The sequence below is a fragment of the Streptomyces amakusaensis genome, from assembly GCF_039532665.1.
In the GTDB taxonomy this organism is placed as follows: Bacteria; Actinomycetota; Actinomycetes; order Streptomycetales; family Streptomycetaceae; genus Streptomyces; species Streptomyces amakusaensis.
On sequence record NZ_BAAASB010000017.1, the window covers coordinates 158,086 to 177,267 of the forward strand.

At 70.1% G+C, this 19,182-nt stretch carries 12 protein-coding genes, 1 tRNA gene and 1 rRNA gene; 2 read left to right on the forward strand and 12 right to left on the reverse strand.

Translation table 11 applies throughout. The features are described 5' to 3' along the window. The first annotated feature begins 69 nt into the window (after nucleotides 1-69). Nucleotides 70-900, forward strand: a complete 831-nt coding sequence (locus tag ABD371_RS27330) for an Fpg/Nei family DNA glycosylase (RefSeq protein ID WP_344482353.1) — start codon at nucleotides 70-72, stop codon at nucleotides 898-900. Nucleotides 901-977: 77 nt separating this feature from the next. Here ABD371_RS27330 and ABD371_RS27335 read toward each other — a convergent pair whose 3' ends face one another. The 10 genes from ABD371_RS27335 to ABD371_RS27380 form a co-directional block, all read right to left on the reverse strand. Then, the gene (locus ABD371_RS27335; RefSeq protein ID WP_344482358.1) at nucleotides 978-1,283 is read right to left on the reverse strand and encodes a hypothetical protein; all 306 of its coding nucleotides are present in this window, start codon (nucleotides 1,281-1,283) and stop codon (nucleotides 978-980) included. 169 nt (nucleotides 1,284-1,452) lie between these two features. Further along, nucleotides 1,453-1,923, reverse strand: a complete 471-nt coding sequence (locus ABD371_RS27340; protein WP_190125027.1) for a Dps family protein — start codon at nucleotides 1,921-1,923, stop codon at nucleotides 1,453-1,455. Nucleotides 1,924-2,201: 278 nt separating this feature from the next. Beyond that, on the reverse strand, nucleotides 2,202-2,585 hold the full coding sequence (locus ABD371_RS27345) for a helix-turn-helix domain-containing protein (RefSeq protein WP_190125026.1): 384 nt from the start codon (nucleotides 2,583-2,585) through the stop codon (nucleotides 2,202-2,204). A 109-nt stretch (nucleotides 2,586-2,694) separates the two neighbouring features. Then, nucleotides 2,695-3,204: a CinA family protein gene (locus ABD371_RS27350; protein ID WP_190125025.1), complete on the reverse strand. Its 510-nt coding sequence runs from the start codon at nucleotides 3,202-3,204 to the stop codon at nucleotides 2,695-2,697. Further along, entirely contained in the window at nucleotides 3,201-3,854 is a 654-nt protein-coding gene (pgsA, locus tag ABD371_RS27355) for a CDP-diacylglycerol--glycerol-3-phosphate 3-phosphatidyltransferase (protein WP_344482365.1), read from the reverse strand. Before pgsA ends, ABD371_RS27350 begins: the two co-directional genes overlap by 4 nt. Then, entirely contained in the window at nucleotides 3,851-5,455 is a 1,605-nt protein-coding gene (rimO, locus tag ABD371_RS27360; RefSeq protein ID WP_344482369.1) for a 30S ribosomal protein S12 methylthiotransferase RimO, read from the reverse strand. The genes pgsA and rimO overlap by 4 nt, the downstream gene beginning before the upstream one ends. 71 nt (nucleotides 5,456-5,526) lie before the next feature. Further along, nucleotides 5,527-6,351 (reverse strand): helix-turn-helix domain-containing protein, encoded by an 825-nt coding sequence (locus ABD371_RS27365; protein ID WP_344482372.1) that lies wholly within the window; start codon nucleotides 6,349-6,351, stop codon nucleotides 5,527-5,529. Nucleotides 6,352-6,561: 210 nt separating this feature from the next. Continuing rightward, entirely contained in the window at nucleotides 6,562-9,396 is a 2,835-nt protein-coding gene (locus ABD371_RS27370; protein ID WP_344482375.1) for a DNA translocase FtsK, read from the reverse strand. Between the two features lie 167 nt (nucleotides 9,397-9,563). After that, a complete protein-coding gene (locus tag ABD371_RS27375) occupies nucleotides 9,564-10,253 on the reverse strand; it encodes a response regulator (protein ID WP_344482378.1) in 690 nt (229 codons plus the stop codon). Between the two features lie 233 nt (nucleotides 10,254-10,486). Beyond that, the gene (locus ABD371_RS27380) at nucleotides 10,487-15,919 is read right to left on the reverse strand and encodes a HAMP domain-containing protein (RefSeq protein ID WP_344482381.1); all 5,433 of its coding nucleotides are present in this window, start codon (nucleotides 15,917-15,919) and stop codon (nucleotides 10,487-10,489) included. A 268-nt stretch (nucleotides 15,920-16,187) separates the two neighbouring features. Between ABD371_RS27380 and ABD371_RS27385 the strand changes: the two genes are divergently transcribed. After that, on the forward strand, nucleotides 16,188-18,842 hold the full coding sequence (locus ABD371_RS27385) for a SpoIIE family protein phosphatase (RefSeq protein ID WP_344482384.1): 2,655 nt from the start codon (nucleotides 16,188-16,190) through the stop codon (nucleotides 18,840-18,842). 114 nt (nucleotides 18,843-18,956) lie between these two features. Here the strand turns inward: ABD371_RS27385 and ABD371_RS27390 are convergent. Continuing rightward, a tRNA-Thr gene (locus tag ABD371_RS27390) sits at nucleotides 18,957-19,029 on the reverse strand. Between the two features lie 45 nt (nucleotides 19,030-19,074). Next, a 5S ribosomal RNA gene (gene rrf / locus ABD371_RS27395) occupies nucleotides 19,075-19,182 on the reverse strand; the annotation flags it as partial.

The window sequence follows — 19,182 nt, forward strand, 5'->3', positions numbered from 1 at the left end:
GCCCGCCCGCTGCCGGGGCCGACGCGCCCGCCCGGCCCCGGCACGGCACCGGTCCCGCATGATGGATCCATGCCCGAAGGAGACACCGTCTGGCGGACCGCGAAGCGGCTGCGCGCGGCCCTCTCGGGCCGTGTGCTCACCCGGTTCGAGCTGCGGGTGCCCAAATTCGCCACCGCCGATCTCACCGGGCGGCCCGTGGTGGACGTGGTCCCGCGCGGCAAGCATCTGCTCACCCGGATCGAGGGCGGACTCACCCTGCACTCGCATCTGCGGATGGACGGGGCGTGGCGCGTCTTCGCGGCGGGCGAGCGCTGGCACGGCGGGCCCGCCCACCAGATCCGGGCCGTCCTGGGCAACGCGTCCCACACCGCCGTCGGATACCGCCTCCCGGTGCTGGAGCTGCTGCGCACCCAGGACGAGGAGACGGTGGTCGGCCGTCTCGGACCGGATCCGCTGGGCCCGGACTGGGACCCCGGCACCGCGCTGGCGCGGCTGCTCGCCGATCCCGCCCGCCCGCTGGGCGAGGCCCTGCTCGATCAGCGGAATCTCGCGGGGATCGGCAATGTCTACAAGTCGGAGCTGGCCTTCCTCGCCCGGGTCACACCGTGGCTGCCGGTGGGTGAGCTGCCCGAAGGAGTCCCCGAGCGGCTCGTCGCCACCGCGCACCGGCTGCTGGAGGCGAACAAGGACGCCGTCGAACGCCGGACCACGGCCCCCGGGTCCCGGGACCGGCTCCATGTCTACGGCCGGGCCGGCCGCCCCTGCCACCGCTGCGGCACTCCCGTCCACAGGTCCCAGCAGGCCGCTCCCGCCGCCGTGGGGCCCGCCCGGAGCACGGCGGGCGGCGGCGAGCGGATCAGCTACTGGTGCCCCGGCTGCCAGTCGGGCCCGCCGGGCTGACGCGCGTCCCGCACTCCGTACTCCGTACTCCGAACGGGTGAACCCCGTCGCGCGTCGCACGACGGCCCGGCCGCGGATCAGCCGTCCGAGCGGCGGCGCGCCGAGGCTCTGGTGACTCCCGCGCCCACCGCGCCCCTGGCGTCCTCCACCACACCCCGGAGATCGCCGACCACCCGCCGGACACCTCTGCGGCCCCGGTAGGCCGTCACATGGACCGGCAGCAGGCTCAGGCCCCAGCCGCCGGCCGCCACGAACCCCTCGACCAGTCCGGTCCGCTCCGGGACGAGCAGCAGCCGCAGCACGGCCCACCACCACGCCCCGCCCGCCGCGACCAGGGCCAGGGCGAGGGCCAGACGTCCGAGGGCACCCGCGCGACGTGCCATGGCTGCCTCCCTCCGGACCACGCTAGACCGGCGCGATCACCCCAGGGAGGGCGCACCGGGTGCAGGCCCCGGGCGCACAGAGCGCCGCGCGGGCCCGCACAGCCATGTCCCCGAGCCGCTCCTGCCACCGCCTTCCGACGCTCCGACGCTCCGACGCCCTCAGGCGCTCTCAGGCGCTCTCCGCCTGGAACATCCAGGCGTGCTTCTCCAGGTCTCCCGTGAGCCCGATCAGGATGTCCTGGCTCACCGGATCCGGATCCCCGGTGGCCACGATGCGCTCCCGCATCCGCACGATCACCACGCCGAGCGCGCGGACGAGCACCTGGACCGCGTCCACGTCCTTGATCCAGCCCTCCGGCACCGCGCCGATCGCGCTCCGCGAGGCGACGGTCGCCGACCGGCCGTCCGGGGAGACCCCGATCGCCGAACAGCGCTCGGCGACCGTGTCCGAGTGCAGCCGGGCGGTGTCCACCACCTCGTCGAGCTGGAGGTGAACGGAGCGGAAGCGCGGGCCCACGACATTCCAGTGCACCTGCTTGGCCACCAGGGAGAGATCCACCAGATCCACGAGTGCGCCCCGCAGTGCCTCTCCGACCGCCTTGAGGTCGGCATCGGACAACGGGCTCTTGACGACGGACATAGGGATCCTCCACTCGGTTGTTCGGTGATTTCCACCATGACATAGGCCCCCGAACCAGACATTCGGACGGCATTCACCGCACCCGAACCGGCCCAAAAGGTCGCCTACCCACCAAACCGCCGAGCAAAAGCCCCCCGCGCCCCCAGCCCCCGTACCCAGCCCCGTACCCCGAAACAGCGAAAGCCCCGGTCCGCCGCCCGTCAGGGCAGTGGCCGGGGCTCGGCTCACATCATGTCGTTCCCGCGCCGAAGCCGTGTCACGGCTCGAAGCCGCGAGAACTACGCGGCGACGACGTCGACGGCTTCCGCCGGCGCCTTGATCGTCACCCGCTCCGTCGGTACACCCGCCACCGACTTCACGGAGACGGAATTCAGCATCGACCGCACTGGTGCGGGCACCGGCTCACTCGCCGCTGCCGACGCGGCCAGTTCGGCCAGCGACAGTTCGTCGCTCACTTCCCGCATGAGCTCGGACATCCGTACGTCAAGCGCGTCGCAGATCGCGGAGAGCAGCTCGGAGGATGCCTCCTTCTGCCCCCGCTCCACCTCGGAGAGATAACCGAGCGAAACCCGGGCGGACGAGGAGACTTCGCGCAGAGTACGGCCCTGGCGCTGGCGCTGCCGACGCAGCACGTCACCCAGCAGGCGACGGAGCAGAATCATCGGTGGCTCCCTCCTCGGACCGCGTAGCCGCATCCTTCACGCCCCACCGTACCGCCTCGTGCTGCGGCCGTGCGGGGAGCGATGTCGTGTTCACTCAGGGCTGCAAACATCAATTCCCCCCGTTCTGTTCCGTATCCTGTGCCCGCTCCGGCCCCAGGAGTTCGTCCAGGAGTAGCCCGAGCACGCTCCGTACACTCTCTCTACGGATTTCCGCCCGGGTCCCGTTCAATCGCAGAGTGGCCACTTTCCCTGTTCCGTCCGGCCCCCGGACCGCCGCGTAAACCGTCCCGACGGGCTGTCCGTCCTGCGGCTCGGGACCGGCGACCCCGGTGGTGGCGATGCCCCAGCCGGCCCCCAGAGCACTGCGCACACCCGCCGCCATCTCCATCGCGACCTGCGGATCGACCGCTCCGCGCTGCGCCAGGAGAGTTCCGTCGACGCCCAGCACCTCGCGCTTCAGCTCGGTCGCGTACGCCGTCACCGAACCCCGGAAAGCCGCCGAGGCGCCGGGCACCGATGTCAGCTCGGCGGCCACCAGACCACCCGTGAGCGACTCCGCGACGGCCACGGTCTCACCACGCTCCGCAAGCGCCTGAAGGATCCTGGCCGCAGTGCTCACGCCGTTCCCCGCGCCTTGGCCAGTCCCCGGCGGCGCAGCACGATCGCCTGCCGCACATAGTCGAGACCGGTGAGAAGCGTCAGCACGACGGCCAGTGCCATCACCCAGAAGCGGAGGGTGGCCAGTGGACCGGTCAGCGCCAGGACGTACATCCCGACGGCGGTGCCCTGGACGAGGGTCTTCATCTTGCCGCCGCGACTGGCGGGAATCACGCCGTGACGGATCACCCAGAACCGCATCAGGGTGATACCCAGCTCGCGGAAGAGGATCAGCCCGGTGACCCACCAGGGCAGATCGCCGAGCACCGACAGACCGATCAGACCGGCGGCCATGATCGCCTTGTCGGCGATCGGGTCGGCGATCTTCCCGAAGTCGGTGACCAGGTTGTAGGTGCGCGCCAGATGCCCGTCGAAGATGTCGGTGATCATGGCGACCGCGAACGCCGCCCACGCCCAGGCGCGCCAGGCCGGGTCGTACCCGCCGTCCTGGAACAGCAGCAGCACGAAGGCGGGGACCAGAACGAGCCGCACCATGGTGAGGATGTTGGCGATGTTCCAGAGGCTGGCCTGATTGACGGCCGCAGCGCCCAGCTTGCCGCCGGGTGCGGGCCTACCGGTGCCGCCCCCCGCGGATGCCGGCACTCCGGTCATCTGCCCGCCTCCTCGCCCGGGATCCGCAGGGCGGCCAGAGCGTCGGTGCCCCGGACGCGGTGCTTGTCCGGCGCTTCGCCCTCCGGGGCCGAGTGGCCGGCCGGAAGGTCCCCGAGGTACTCGGCCACCAGGTCGACGCCTTCCGCGCCGACCGCCTTGGCCATGACCATACGGCCGGGCACCAGGCCCTCGCGCGCGGTGAAGACGATCTGCCCGTCGGTCTCGGGGGCCTGGTGCGCGGCGCGGCCGACCGCGCCGTCCTCCCCGTCCACCGACTCGACCAGCACTTCGAGGCTCTCGCCGAGGCGCTCCTCGGCGCGCTGGGCGGTCAGCTCCTCCGCGAGCCGGGAGAGATGGTCCAGCCGCTCCGCGATGACCTCGTCGTCGAGTTTGTGCTCGTACGTGGCGGCTTCGGTGCCGTCCTCGTCGGAGTAGCCGAACACCCCGATGGCGTCCAGGCGCGCATGGGTGATGAAGCGTTCCAGCTCGGCGAAGTCGCTCTCGCTCTCGCCGGGGAAACCGACGATGAAGTTGGAGCGCACTCCGGCCTGCGGGGCCTTGGAGCGGATGGTCTGGAGCAGCTCCAGGAACCGCTCGGTGTCGCCGAAGCGGCGCATCGAGCGCAGCACGGCGGGCGCGGAGTGCTGGAAGGAGAGGTCGAAGTACGGCGCGATCTTCGGCGTGGAGGTCAGCACGTCGATCAGTCCGGGGCGCATCTCGGCGGGCTGGAGGTAGCTCACCCGTACCCGCTCGATGCCGTCGACCGCGGCCAGCTCGGGCAGCAGGCTCTCCAGCAGCCGGATGTCGCCGAGGTCCTTGCCGTAGGAGGTGTTGTTCTCGGAGACGAGCATGACCTCCTTGACGCCCTGCTCGGCCAGCCAGCGGGTCTCGCCGAGGACGTCGCTGGGCCGCCGGGAGATGAAGGATCCCCGGAAGGAGGGGATGGCGCAGAAGGAGCAGCGGCGGTCGCAGCCGGAGGCGAGCTTGACGGACGCCACCGGGCTGGTGCCCAGCCTGCGGCGGAGCGGGGCCCTCGGCCCGGAGACGGGGGCGACGCCCTCCGGCAGGTCGGCGAGGTCCGCGAGGTCGACCAGCGGGGCCTCGGCGGGCCCGGCGGTGCCCCGGCCCGTGTCGCCGTGGCCGGGCAGGGCGACCCCGGAGGCCTTCTGGCGGTCGGCGGGGGTCAGCGGCAGCAGCTTGCGGCGGTCGCGCGGGGTGTGCGAGGCATGGACCCCGCCGCTGAGGATGGTCTGCAGCCGGTCGGAGATGTCGGCGTAGTCGTCGAATCCGAGGACACCGTCGGCTTCGGGGAGGGCCTGGGCCAGCTCCTTGCCGTACCGCTCGGCCATGCAGCCGACGGCGACCACGGCCTGGGTTCTGCCGTGGTCCTTGAGGTCATTGGCTTCGAGAAGGGCGTCGACGGAGTCCTTCTTGGCGGCCTCCACGAAGCCGCAGGTGTTGACGACTGCGACATCCGCGTCGGCGGCTTCCTGGACAAGCTCCCAGCCGTCCGCTGCCAAGCGGCCTGCGAGCTCCTCCGAGTCCACCTCGTTACGGGCGCAGCCAAGAGTGACAAGGGCGACGGTACGGCGTTCGGGCATGGACTCAAGACTACTTTGTCCTGGCCCACGCCCCTGCCGCGAGGGCTCCCAGGGCCGCCGGGCGGGCGGCCTCAGCCGGCCTGGGGGTCACCCTCGGTGTAGGACAGGCGCTCCACCTGACCGGGGCGGAAGGCGTCCTCGACCTTCTTTCCATTGACGTACAGCTCGATCGCCCCGGCGTTTCCGAGGATGAGATCGATCCGCTCGTCGTCCTGGAAGGTCTTGGAGTCGCCCTTGACGAGGGTCCCGTCGAAGAGGAGTTTGCCGTTGTGGGACTTGGCCGAGATCCAGCTCTTGTCGTCCACGACGGAGAGTTTGACGGTGACCTTGTCCTTCGGGACGGCGGCGATGGCGCTGTCCGAGGTGTCGGGCTTGGGGTCGGCGGGCTTGCTGCTCGGGGCCTTGGAGGGCTTCGCCGCGGGAGCGGGGCCCTCCGCCACCTGATCGGCACGGTTGGTGGTGTCCCCGCCGCCGTTGAAGAGGGTGAAGCCGACGAAACCGACGACGGCGACGATCGCGGCGACCATGGCCGCGGTCCAGTTGGGACGGCGCGGCTCCGGGCGGATGCGCTCCGCCTCGAACAGCGGCGCGGCGGGGGTCGGCGCGGGCCGCCCGCCGTGCTCGGCGTCGTACTGCGCGACCAGCGGGGCGGGATCCAGCCGGACCGCCCCCGCGATCATGCGGATGTGGCCGCGGGCGTACACATCGCCACCGCTGCGGGTGAAGTCGTCCTGCTCGATCGCGTGAATGATCGGGACCCGCACCCGGGTGGCGGCGCTGACCTCGTCGACGGTCAGCCCGGCGGCGATACGGGCCTGGTGGAGGACATGGCCGATGGAGGGCCGGTCGTCCTCGGGGAAAGGCCGGTCGTCTTCGGGGGAGTTGCCGATGGACACGAGGGCGCCTTTCGAGCGTGTAACCACCTGCTGGAGGTTCAGTGTAGGGCTGGTACGAAAGGGTGGGGCAACCGGGCGACCGGAGTTTGTACGCCATCGGTATGGCCGATGGCCGTCCGGGTGACGGAGCGGGTTTTCCCGTCCCTTTCTCCAACTTGACGTTCGACCGGGGGAAACGGTTGCCCGCCAAACCGCCTCCGAGCCAAACCCTTACGGGTGAGGCTCCCCCCGGATCACGGCGAGCGCCCCCTCCAGCTCCTCAGGTTTCACAAGAACGTCACGTGCTTTGGATCCCTCGCTGGGTCCGACGATGTTCCGGGACTCCATGAGGTCCATCAGCCGGCCGGCCTTGGCGAAGCCGACGCGCAGTTTGCGCTGGAGCATCGAGGTGGAGCCGAACTGGGTGGAGACCACCAGTTCGGCGGCCTGGCAGAGCAGGTCGAGATCGTCCCCGATCTCCTCGTCGATCTCCTTCTTCCGCTGGGTGCCGACGACGACGTCCTCCCGGAAGACGGGGGCCATCTGATCCTTGCAGTGCTGGACGACGACGGCGACCTCGTCCTCGGTGACGAACGCCCCCTGCATCCGGGTCGGCTTGTTCGCGCCCATCGGCAGGAAGAGCCCGTCGCCCTTGCCGATCAGCTTCTCCGCGCCGGGCTGGTCGAGGATGACCCGGCTGTCGGCGAGGGAGGAGGTGGCGAAGGCGAGCCGGGAGGGCACATTCGCCTTGATCAGACCGGTGACGACATCGACGGAGGGTCGCTGGGTGGCCAGCACGAGATGGATGCCGGCGGCCCGCGCGAGCTGGGTGATCCGGACGATGGCGTCCTCGACGTCACGCGGCGCGACCATCATCAGATCGGCCAGCTCGTCCACGATGACCAGCAGATACGGATAGGGCTTCAGCTCGCGCTCGCTGCCCTCGGGGAGTTTGACCTTGCCGGAGCGGACGGCCTGGTTGAAGTCGTCGATGTGCCGGTATCCGTAGGCCGCGAGATCGTCGTACCGCAGATCCATCTCGCGGACGACCCACTGGAGCGCCTCGGCGGCCCGCTTGGGGTTGGTGATGATCGGCGTGATCAGGTGCGGGATGCCCTCGTAGGCGGTCAGCTCGACCCGCTTGGGGTCGACCAGCACCATCCGGACATCCTCCGGAGTCGCTCTTATCATGACCGAGGTGATCAGGCAGTTGATGCAGGAGGACTTTCCGGAACCAGTGGCTCCGGCGACCAGGATGTGCGGCATCTTCGCCAGGTTGGCCATCACATAGCCGCCCTCGACGTCCTTGCCGAGCGCGACCAGCATCGGATGGTCGTCCTCCGCCGCGTCCGCCAGCCGCAGCACATCGCCCAGATTGACCATCTCGCGGTCGGTGTTGGGAATCTCGATGCCGACCGCGGACTTCCCCGGGATCGGGGAGATGATCCGTACGTCGGGACTGGCGACGGCGTACGCGATGTTCTTGGTCAGCGCCGTGATCCGCTCGACCTTCACCGCCGGGCCCAGCTCCACCTCGTACCGGGTCACCGTCGGCCCCCGGGTGAAGCCGGTGACGGCCGCGTCGACCTTGAACTCCGTGAACACATTGGTGAGCGAGGCGACGATCGCGTCATTGGCGGCGCTGCGCGTCTTGCCCGGACCGCCGCGCTCCAGCAGATCGAGCGAGGGCAGCGAGTAGGTCACGTCCCCGGAGAGCCGCAGCTGCTCGGCCCGGGCCGGCAGCGGCTGGGACACCTCGGGCGCGGGCTTCGTCAGATCCGGCACGACTCCCCCGGCGGCTCCCCCGCCGGCCGGTTCCGGCCGCTTGCGCGCCGCACGGGCGGGCGGCACCGGGGTGGCGGCACCGGACCGCTCGGCGGTGACGTCCTTGGTCAGATCGGCGACCACCGGAGAGGGCGGCAGCCCGTTGTAGACCGCTCCGTCGAGCGCGGCGGCCGCTGCCGCCGCCACGTCCACGGCGTCCATCGGACGCTCCCCGGGACGCCGGTCGGAGGCTCCGCGCGGCTTGCGCCGCCGGGTGAGCGCCTCCTCCTCGGCCTGCTCGGAGGCGTACGGATCGGGCTCGTCGCCCCGCCGCGAGGGCGCGCGCCGCACCCGCCCCGGCACCGCTTCGCGCCACTGCTCCTCGTACCGCCGGTCGTCCTCGGAGTCCTCGGACCCCTCGGCGGCCCGGCGGTCGTACGGCGGCTCGACCAGGCCCAGCCGGGAGCCGAGAAGACGCAGCCGCTGGGGAATGGCGTTGACCGGGGTGGCCGTCACGACCAGCAGCCCGAAGACGGTGAGCAGCACCAGCAGCGGTACGGCCAGCACCGTGCCCACCATGAAGACCAGCGGGGTGGCGGCGGCCCAGCCGATGAGCCCGCCCGCGTCCTGGATGGCCTCGATGTCCGCGCGCTCCGGAGCGCCGCAGGCGATGTGCACCTGTCCCAGCACCCCGACGACCAGGGCGGAGAGCCCGATCACGATCCGGCCGTTCGCTTCGGGTTTCTCCGGGTGCAGGATCAGACGGACCGCGATCACTCCGAGCAGTATGGGCACCAGCAGATCGAGCCTGCCGAACGCCGTGGTCACCAGCAGCTCGACCAGATCGCCGACCGGGCCGCGCAGCTGGGACCAGGTGCCGGCGGCGACGATCAGGGCGAGCCCCAGCAGCAGCAGGGCGAGGCCGTCCTTGCGGTGCGCCGGGTCGAGTCCCCGCGCGCCACGCCCTATGCCCCGCAGCAGGGCGCCCACGCCGTGGGCGAGACCGAGCCAGCAGGCGCGCGCCATGCGGTAGACGCCGCCGGTCGGCGAGGGGGCGGGTTTGGGCGGGGGCTTCTTCGCCGCCGTCTTCCTGGGCGCTGTCCGCTTCGCGGGCGCCGCCTTCCCGGCGGGAGCCCGTTTCCCCTTCCCCGGCACCGGCTTCGCGGCCGGGCCCCTGGCCGCCTTCTTGGCGGCACCGCCCGCGCCGGCCGCGCCCGCGGCACCGCCGCCCGTACGGCCGGCACGCGGTTTCGCGGTGCCCGCCGCGCTCTGGGAACCCTTGCCGGACGTACGTGAGGCCATGGTGGTGAGGTTACCGGTGTCGGGGGCGGCGGACACGTGTGCCCACCGCTTCACCCGTTCGTGTCGCCCCGACCGCGCCGCCCGGGTGACGGACTCTCAGCCAGGGCTGCGGGGAGCCGGCCCAGCGGTGCGCGCACCGCTGGATCCCCCCGTACGGAATCCTCCGCTCAGCCCTGCGAGGGCAGCGCGGACGGCCCGCCGGTGCCGGGCTCCAGCGCGTCCAGCGCCCGGCGAAGGCCGGTCAGTTTGCGTTCGAGATGGGCGGCGGTGGCGACGGCGGCCGCGTCGGCGGACTCGTCGTCCAGCTGTTTGGAGAGCGCTTCGGCCTGCTCCTCGACGGCCGCGAGCCGCGCGGACAGCTCGGCGAGCAGCCCGACCGACTCCCTGGCGGCGTTCCCCGCGCCGGACTGGGCCCCGGCCCCGCCGTCGAGCTGGAGCCGCAGCAGTGCCGCCTGCTCCCGCAGTTGGCAGTTCTTCATGTACAGCTCGACGAAGACCGAGACCTTCGCCCGCAGCACCCAGGGGTCGAACGGCTTGGAGATGTAGTCGACCGCACCGGCCGCGTATCCCCGGAAGGTGTGGTGCGGGCCGTGGTTGATCGCCGTGAGAAAGATGATCGGGATGTCCCGGGTCCGCTCCCGGCGCTTGATGTGCGCGGCGGTCTCGAATCCATCCATGCCGGGCATCTGAACGTCCAGCAGAATGACCGCGAAGTCGTCCGTCAGCAGCGCCTTGAGCGCTTCCTCCCCTGACGATGCCCGCACCAGTGTCTGATCGAGCGCGGAGAGAATGGCCTCCAACGCCAGCAGATTCTCCGGCCGGTCATCGACCAGGAGGATCTTGGCCTTCTGCACCATGCCCCGTCCTCCTCGCCCCGGCCTGGGGTCCGCCCGGCTCCCACGAGCCGGGAGACGCCTGCGGCGCCGCCCCAGGGGACGACTTGCTTGCGTCGCCCAATGTTGTGCCGGTCATGGTAGCCGCACCCTGCCCGCCGCCACACCCTGTCACCACGATGTCACGGTGCCCACAGCGGAAACGCGGCGGGGGCCCGGAAGGTTCCCGCGTCCCATCGGCTCCCGGGCCCGCACGGTCACCGCCGGCGCATCCACTGCTCCATCACCGAGAGCAGATGGTCGGGGTCGACGGGCTTGGTGACATAGTCCGAGGCCCCCGACTCGATCGCCTTCTCCCGGTCGCCCTTCATCGCCTTCGCGGTGAGCGCGATGATCGGCAGCCCCGCGAACTGCGGCATCCTGCGGATCGCCGTCGTCGTCGCGTACCCGTCCATCTCCGGCATCATGATGTCCATCAGAACGACCGTCACATCGTCGTGCTGCTCCAGCACCTCGATGCCCTCCCGCCCGTTCTCCGCGTACAGCACCGTCAGCCCGTTCTGCTCCAGGACGCTGGTGAGCGCGAAGACATTGCGGATGTCGTCGTCGACGATCAGCACCTTCTCGTTGTCGAAGCTGAAGGTGCGCCGCGGCTCCGGCGGCTCGGGGACCGCGGTCGCGTGACCGCCCCGCCCGGCGGCGGGGATGCCGGACGAGGGCAGCGCGGCCCGCTCCTCCGTGGCCCCGATCGCCTTGCGCCGCCGCCGGAAGAGCGTGGCGGACGGAGAGTGCGGCTCGGGCAGGCTCAGCTCCAGCTGCGGAAGGCTGTCCTGCGGGCTCGGCGCGTCCGCACCGGCCGCCCCATGCCCGTTGGGCGGCAATTCGCTCGGGTGAAGGGGCAGATAGAGCGTGAACGTGGAACCGCGGCCGGGCTCGCTCGCCGCGTGGATCTCCCCGCCGAGCAGCCGCGCGATCTCCCGGCTGATCGACAGCCCGAGCCCGGTGCCGCCGTACTTGCGGCTCGTGGTGCCGTCCGCCTGCTTGAACGCCTCGAAGATGACCCGCATCTTGCCCGCCGCGATCCCGATCCCGGTGTCCGTCACCGAGAAGGCGATCAGAGCGGCGTCCGGATCCCGCAGCGAGCCGACCTCCAGCAGCTGTTCGCGGATCGACTGCGGCACATCGGAGCTGGCCGGCCGGATCACCAGCTCCACCGCGCCGGAGTCGGTGAACTTCACCGCGTTCGACAGCAGATTGCGCAGCACCTGGAGAAGCCGCTGCTCATCGGTGTGGAGCGTCGCGGGCAGCTCGGGAGAGACCCGTACGGAGAAGTCGAGTCCCTTCTCCGCGGTCAGCGGCCGGAAGGTCGCCTCCACATAGTCCACCAGCTGCACCAGGGCGATCCGGGTCGGACTCACGTCCATCTTGCCCGCCTCGACCTTCGACAGATCGAGAATGTCGTTGATCAGCTGCAACAGATCCGAACCGGCCCCGTGGATCGTCTCGGCGAACTCCACCTGCTTCGGCGAGAGATTGCCCTCCGCGTTGTCGGCGAGCAGCTTGGCGAGAATCAGCAGCGAGTTCAGCGGAGTGCGCAGCTCGTGCGACATGTTCGCCAGGAACTCGCTCTTGTAGCGCATCGAGACGGCGAGCTGCTCGGCGCGCTCCTCGAGCACCTGCCGGGCCTCCTCGATCTCGGTGTTCTTGACCTCGATGTCCCGGTTCTGCTGCGCCAGCAGCTCGGCCTTCTCCTCCAGTTCGGCGTTGGACGACTGAAGCGCCTTCTGCCGGTTCTCCAGCTCCGCCGAGCGCTCCCGCAGCTGCTCGGTCAGCTCCTGCGACTGGTGGAGCAGCACCTCGGTCTTGGTGTTGACGCTGATGGTGTTGACGCTCGTCGCGATCATCTCGGCGATCTGGTTGAGGAAGTCCCGCTGAATCTGGGTGAACGGCTGGAACGACGCCAGCTCGATCACTCCGAGCACCTTCCCCTCGAAGAGCACCGGCAGCACGATCACATGGGCGGGCGAGGCCTCCCCCAGCCCGGAGGAGATCTTCAGATAACCCGGCGGAACATTCACCTGGATGGTCCGCTTCTCCTCCGCCGCCGTCCCGATCAGCGTCTCGCCGGGCCGGAAGGAGGTGGGCATCAGTCCGGCCGAGTAGCCGTAACTGGCCCGCATGACCAGCTCGTACGAGGAATCCCCCCGGCCGCCGACGACGTCCTGGCCGCCGGTCTGCACCGCCAGGAAGAACGCGCCGTGCTGGGCCGAGACGACCGGTGTCAGCTCGCTCATGATCAGCGAGGCCACGTCGCCGAGATCCCGCCGTCCCTGCATCAGTCCGGAGATCCGGGCCAGATTCCCCTTGAGCCAGTCCTGCTCCTCATTGGCGAGCGTGGTGTCACGGAGATTCGCGATCATCGTATTGATGTTGTCCTGGAGGACCTGGATCTCGCCGGCCGCGTCCACGTCGATCTTGAGATTGAGATCGCCCCTGGTGACCGCGGTGGCCACGGCGGCGATCGCCCGCACCTGCCGGGTGAGGTTCCCGGCCATCTCGTTCACCGACTCGGTGAGGTCGCGCCAGGTGCCGTCGACATCACGCACCCGGGCCTGACCGCCCAACTGCCCGTCGGTGCCCACCTCGCGCGCCACCCGGGTGACCTCCCCGGCGAACGAGGACAGCTGGTCGACCATCGTGTTGATGGTGGTCTTCAGCTCCAGGATCTCGCCCCGGGCATCGATGTCGATCTTCCGGGTGAGGTCGCCCTGGGCGATGGCGGTGGTGACGGTGGCGATCTGCCGCACCTGTCCGGTCAGATTGGACGCCATCGAGTTCACCGACTCGGTGAGGTCCTTCCAGGTCCCGGAGACTCCGGGCACATGCGCCTGACCGCCGAGCCGCCCGTCGGTGCCCACCTCGCGCGCCACCCGGGTCACCTCGTCCGCGAACGAGGAGAGGGTCGTGACCATCGTGTTGACGGTGTCGGCGAGCTCGGCGACCTCGCCGCGCGCCTCGACGGTCACCTTCTTGGTCAGATCCCCGCCCGCGACCGCCGCCGAGACCCGCGCGATGTTACGGACCTGGCTGGTCAGGTTGTTGGCCATCAGATTGACGTTGTCGCTGAGGTCCTTCCAGATGCCGGTGACCCCGCGCACCCGCGCCTGACCGCCCAGCACCCCCTCGGTGCCGACCTCACGGGCGACTCTGGTCACCTCGTCGGCGAAGTCCAGCAGCTGATCGACCATGGTGTTCACGGTCGTCACCAGTTCGAGGATCTCGCCCTTGGCATCGACGGTGATCTTCTTCGAGAGGTCTCCCTTGGCGACCGCGGTGGTCACCTCGGCGATATTGCGGACCTGCGAGGTCAGATTGTTCGCCATGAAGTTGACGGACTGGGTGAGGTCCTTCCAGGTGCCGGAGACGCCCTGCACCTCGGCCTGCCCGCCGAGGATGCCCTCGGTGCCCACCTCACGCGCGACTCTGGTGACCTGCTCGGCGAAGTTCGAGAGCTGGTCGACCATGGTGTTGAGCGTGTTCTTCAGCTCCAGGATCTCGCCGCGCGCGTCCACTTCGATCTTCTGGGAGAGATCTCCGCGCGCCACGGCGGTGGCGACCTGCGCGATATTGCGGACCTGCGAGGTCAGATTCCCCGCCATGCCGTTCACCGAGTCCGTCAGATCACGCCACACCCCGGCGACGCCCGGCACCTGCGCCTGACCGCCGAGCCGCCCGTCGGTACCCACCTCGCGCGCCACCCGGGTCACCTGGTCCGCGAAGGCGGAGAGCTGGTCGACCATCGTATTGATCGTGTTCTTCAGCTCCAGGATCTCGCCCCGGGCATCCACATCGATCTTCTGCGACAGATCGCCCCGCGCGACCGCCGTGGTCACCTGCGCGATCTGCCGGACCTGGGAGGTGAGATTCCCGGCCATGAAGTTGACGGAGTCGGTCAGCTCCTTCCAGGTGCCACTGACCCCCTCCACCCGCGCCTGACCGCCGAGCCGCCCCTCGGTACCCACGTCCCGGGCCATCCCGGTGACCTGGTCGGCGAAGGACGACAGCTGCGCCACCATCGTGTTGACGGTGTTCTTCAGCTCCAGCATCTCCCCGGCGACATCGACCGTGACCTTCTGCGACAGATCACCATTGGCCACCGCCGTCGTCACCTGCGCGATGTCCCGCACCTGGCCGGTGAGGTTACGGAAGGCCGTGTTCACCGAATCGGTGAGGTCCTTCCAGGTGTTGGCGGCCCCCGGCACATGCGCCTGGCCGCCGAGCCGGCCCTCGACGCCGACCTCACGGGCCACACGAGTGACCTCGGAACCGAAGGACTGGAGCTGATCCACCATCGTATTGACGGTGTTCTTCAGCTCCAGCATCTCCCCGGCCACGTCCACCGTGACCTTCTGCGACAGATCACCATTGGCCACCGCCGTCGTCACCTGCGCGATGTCCCGCACCTGGGTGGTCAGATTGCGGAAGACGGTGTTGACCGAGTCGGTCAAGTCCTTCCAGGTGCCGGCCGCGCCGGGCACCTGCGCCTGACCGCCCAGCAGCCCCTCCGCGCCGACCTCGCTCGCCACGCGGGTGACCTCGTCCGCGAAGGTGCGCAGCGTCTCGGTCATCTGGTTGATGGTCTCGGCGAGCTGGGCGACCTCGCCCCGCGCGCTGACGGTCACCTTCTGCGAGAGATCGCCGTTGGCGACCGCGGTGGTCACCTCCGCGATGCCGCGCACCTGCGAGGTCAGATTCCCCGCCATGGTGTTGACGGAATCGGTGAGGTCCTTCCACACACCGGCGACACCGGGCACCTCGGCCTGCCCGCCCAGCTCGCCCTCGGTGCCGACCTCGCGGGCCACACGTGTCACCTCGGAGCCGAGCGACTGGAGCTGGTCCACCATCGTATTGACGGTGTTCTTCAGCTCCAGCATCTCGCCCGCCACATGGACGGTGACCTTCTGCGAGAGATCGCCCTTGGCGACGGCCGTCGTGACCAGGGCGATGTCCCGCACCTGGGAGGTGAGCCGGAAGGCCATGGTGTTCACCGAGTCGGTGAGATCCTTCCAGGACCCGGAGACCCCCCGGATCTGGGCCTGACCGCCGAGCTTGCCCTCGGTGCCGACCTCCAGCGCCACCCGCGTCACCTCGTCGGTGAACGCGGACAACTGGTCCACCAGGCTGTTCACGGTCCGCGCGACCTTCAGGAACTCCCCGCGCAGCGGCCGGACCTCCCCGTCCGAGCCGTGCGAACGCAGCTCCATCCGCTGGTCCAGATCACCGTCGGCGACCGCCGACAGCACCCGCCCCACCTCGGACACCGGCCGGGACAGATCGTCCACCAGCGCGTTCGAGGCGTCGATCGCCGCCGCCCAGGAGCCCTCACAGGCTCCCGTCTCCAGCCGCTCAGTGAGCTTTCCCTCACGTCCCACGACTCTGCGCACCCGCGCCATCTCACCCGTGAGATGAACATTTCGATCGGCGACCTCGTTGTAGACGGCCGCGATCTCGGCCATCACATCGTCGCCCGACACGGTCAGACGCCTGCGAAAATTCCCGTCGCGCATCGACACAAGACCGGCCAGCAGCCTGTTCAGGGCTGCTGTATCGACCTCGGTTGTCGCATTGCTCCGGGATCGTCCGCCTTTCGTACGCGTGCTTGTGCCACGCGCCGCCGTGCCAGACTCCACCGTGTCCCTCCCGCAGGGGTCGACCGTACTGCCTGAGCTGTATCAGGAAGCCTGCCCAGTGTTTCACCCATGCGGAACCAGGCCATAACAGTTCGGCGGCATCGCGTGCGGTACCCGCCCCCACAGGGCGGAAACAGCGGCGACCGCCATCCGCTGGGACAGTGAAGGTAAGTAACCTGGCATCCGGCTGTCCAGCCGCCCCGGTCCGCCCGGCCGGGTCGACCTGGGCACGAGAAGACCACCGGGCACCGGGAGGGGCAGGCCGATCATGGCAGAACCGGGCGTCGAAACACGTACAGGGAGTTCTGTGATCACCGCCCGGGCGGCTGCCACTTTCGACCCCGTCGGGCGGTCCGTCGCGACCGCCCGCGCCTTCGTCCGCGACACCCTCCAGGGGTGGGGGTACAGCGAAGTCGTGGACGACGCGGTGGTCCTCACCAGCGAGCTGGTCACCAACGCCGTCATCCACGCGGGAACCGCCGCCGACGTGCTCTGTCTGCGCTCCGCCGACAGCGTCCGGGTCGAAGTGGGCGACCGCTACCCGGAACGCGAGGTACCGATCCAGGCGACCGGCCACACCTTCGCCAGCCTGGACAGCGAGAACGGCCGCGGACTGATGCTCTGTTCCGCCCTCGCCTCACGCTGGGGCGTCGAGTACACCCCCACCCACAAACAGGTCTGGTTCCAGCTCGACCTCCCCCAGCGCCCCGTGGGCACCCGCTCCGCCGGCCCCGCGCTCCCCACCGCCATGCTCCCAGTCGCCGACGAACGCGTACGCGTCGCCGTCACCCAGATCGACGCGGCGGGCGCGATCTCCGTCTGGAACGCGGACGCGGAACATGTCTTCGGGTACACGGCCGATCAGGTCGTCGGCAAACCACTCGCCGACTTCGCCGCCTGGCCCCACACCCCCGGCATCGGCACCGGAATCGCCGAGGCCCTCCGGCTCTCCCGCTGGGAGGGCAGCTACGGCATCCGCGGCACCGACGGCCGCGTCATCCCCGTGTACGCCTCACATCTGCGGGTACGCGACTCGCACGGCGAGCCGTCCACCGTCTGTCTGCTGGTGCGCGACGACGAGCGGGCCGTCCTCCAGACCCCGCACCGCGTACCCGTCACCGACTCCGCGACCGACAAACACACCACGGACCCGTTCGAGGTCTTCATCGGCTCCCCCGCCCCCGACGACCTCGACGGACTCCTCCAGCGCACGGTGGAGCGCGCCCGCGACATGCTCGACGGCGACGCCGCCTTCCTGCTGCTCGCCACCGACGACGAGACGGAGCTGGAGGTCCGGGCGACCACCGGTCTGCCCTCCGCCCGCCAGCGCTTCGCCCGCGTCCCGGTCGAGGCCGGCACCAGCCGCTACGGCTCCGCCCGGATGCCCGCCGTCCACGAGGACCTCACCTCGGTCTCCGGCGCGGTCCCGCTGCTCAACTCGACCGGCATGCGCTCGGTCGTCACCGTCCCCCTCAAGGTCGAGGGCCGGCTCACCGGCTCACTCGGCGTCGCGGCGGAATCCGCCGGCCGCTACACCAACGAGGAGGCCCTGCGCCTCCAGTTCGCCGCCGACCGCATCGCGCTCGCCGTCGAGTCGGCCCGCCTCGGCGAGCTGGAACGGCTGCGCCGGGGCTCGCTCTCCTTCCTCGTCGAGGCCTCCGACCTGCTCGCCGGAACACTCGACCGCGACCAGACACTGGCCCTGATGGCACAGATGACCGTGCCCACCCTGGCCACCTGGTGCGCCGTCTACACCATCGCCGACCAGGCCTCCGAGCCGTACCTCAGCTATGTGCTGCACGAGGACGAGGAGCGCATCGACGGGCTCAAGGCGCTGCTGTCCAAGATCGCCCCGCCGGACCCGGTACCGGCCCCCGGTGCCCGCGTCTGGACCGCGCCCGCCGCGGCCGCCCAGCAGGCGGCCCTGCGCACCTCCCGGCACGAACTGGGCCTCGGCTCCGGCCCTCCGGTCTCCTCCGGCATCGACACCACACTGGCCACCGCCGCGGCGGTCGGCGGCGAGACGGTCGTCCTGCCCCTGGTCGCCCGCAACCGGGTCATCGGCATGCTGACCCTCGGCAAGCCCTCCGACGACCACTTCCGGCAGGAGATCCTCGAACTCGCCGAGGACCTCTCCCGCCGGGCCGCCCTCGCTCTCGACAACGCCCGCCTCTACTCGGAGCGCGTCGCCATCAGCCAGTCCCTCCAGCGCAGCCTGCTGCCGCCGGAGCAGCCCACCATCCCCGGCGTCGAGGTGGAAGTCATCTACCGCGCCGCCGGCGAGGGCAACGAGGTCGGCGGCGACTTCTACGACCTCTTCCCCATCAGCGACGGGGTGTACGGATTCGCCATCGGCGATGTGTGCGGTACGGGCCCGGAGGCCGCCGCCGTCACCGGTCTCGCCCGGCACGCCCTGCGGCTGCTGGCCCGTGAGGGCTTCGGCGGCCCGGCGGTGCTGGAGCGGCTGAACGCGGCCATCCTCGACGAGGGCGCCCGCAGCCGTTTCCTCACCCTGCTCTACGGCGAGCTCCGCCCCCAGGAGAACGGCGGGGCCCTGCTCAAGGTCGTCTGCGCCGGCCATCCACTCCCGCTGCGCCTGCGCCAGGACGGCACGGTGGAGCCGGCCGCCGATCCTCAGCCGCTGCTCGGGGTCATGGACGACCTGGAGCTGTTCGAGCAGACCGTGACCCTGGATCCGGGCGATGTCCTGCTCTGTGTCACGGACGGGGTCACAGAGCGCCGTGAGGGCACTCGCATGCTCGGCGACGAGGGTCTGACCGAGGTCCTCACCGGTTGTACGGGACTCACCGCCGGAGCGGTCGCCGCCCGGGTGCTGCGCGCGGTGGAGCGCTTCGCCGCGGAGCCGGCCTCCGACGACATGGCCATTCTGGTCATGCGGGTGCCTGAGCCTCAGCACATGTAGGGGATATCCGGTCAGGGCCGCCGCGCTGATGCGCGGCGGCCCTGACTCGTCTGTCCCTGAAAAAGGGCAACAAAAAAGGCCCCCGCCATTGGCGGGGGCCTTCATTTTTAGCCGAGCCCCAATACGGAATCGAACCGTAGACCTTCTCCTTACCATGGAGACGCTCTACCGACTGAGCTATTGGGGCATGCTCCAGTCCCTCGAACAAGTCGAGGGACTGAGGCTAAAAATTGTTCGGCGGCGTCCTACTCTCCCACAGGGTCCCCCCTGCAGTACCATCGGCGCTGAAAGGCTTAGCTTCCGGGTTCGAAATGTAACCGGGCGTTTCCCTAACGCTATG

What these genes read in the sequence shown, in the direction of transcription:
- ABD371_RS27375 (WP_344482378.1), bottom strand. Translation starts at nt 10,253, where the DNA reads ATGGTGCAGAAGGCCAAGATCCTCCTGGTCGATGACCGGCCGGAGAAT.
- ABD371_RS27330 (WP_344482353.1), top strand. Translation starts at nt 70, where the DNA reads ATGCCCGAAGGAGACACCGTCTGGCGGACCGCGAAGCGGCTGCGCGCG.
- ABD371_RS27340 (WP_190125027.1), bottom strand. Translation starts at nt 1,923, where the DNA reads ATGTCCGTCGTCAAGAGCCCGTTGTCCGATGCCGACCTCAAGGCGGTC.
- pgsA (WP_344482365.1), bottom strand. Translation starts at nt 3,854, where the DNA reads ATGACCGGAGTGCCGGCATCCGCGGGGGGCGGCACCGGTAGGCCCGCA.
- ABD371_RS27370 (WP_344482375.1), bottom strand. Translation starts at nt 9,396, where the DNA reads ATGGCCTCACGTACGTCCGGCAAGGGTTCCCAGAGCGCGGCGGGCACC.
- ABD371_RS27335 (WP_344482358.1), bottom strand. Translation starts at nt 1,283, where the DNA reads ATGGCACGTCGCGCGGGTGCCCTCGGACGTCTGGCCCTCGCCCTGGCC.
- ABD371_RS27385 (WP_344482384.1), top strand. Translation starts at nt 16,188, where the DNA reads ATGGCAGAACCGGGCGTCGAAACACGTACAGGGAGTTCTGTGATCACC.
- rimO (WP_344482369.1), bottom strand. Translation starts at nt 5,455, where the DNA reads ATGCCCGAACGCCGTACCGTCGCCCTTGTCACTCTTGGCTGCGCCCGT.
- ABD371_RS27345 (WP_190125026.1), bottom strand. Translation starts at nt 2,585, where the DNA reads ATGATTCTGCTCCGTCGCCTGCTGGGTGACGTGCTGCGTCGGCAGCGC.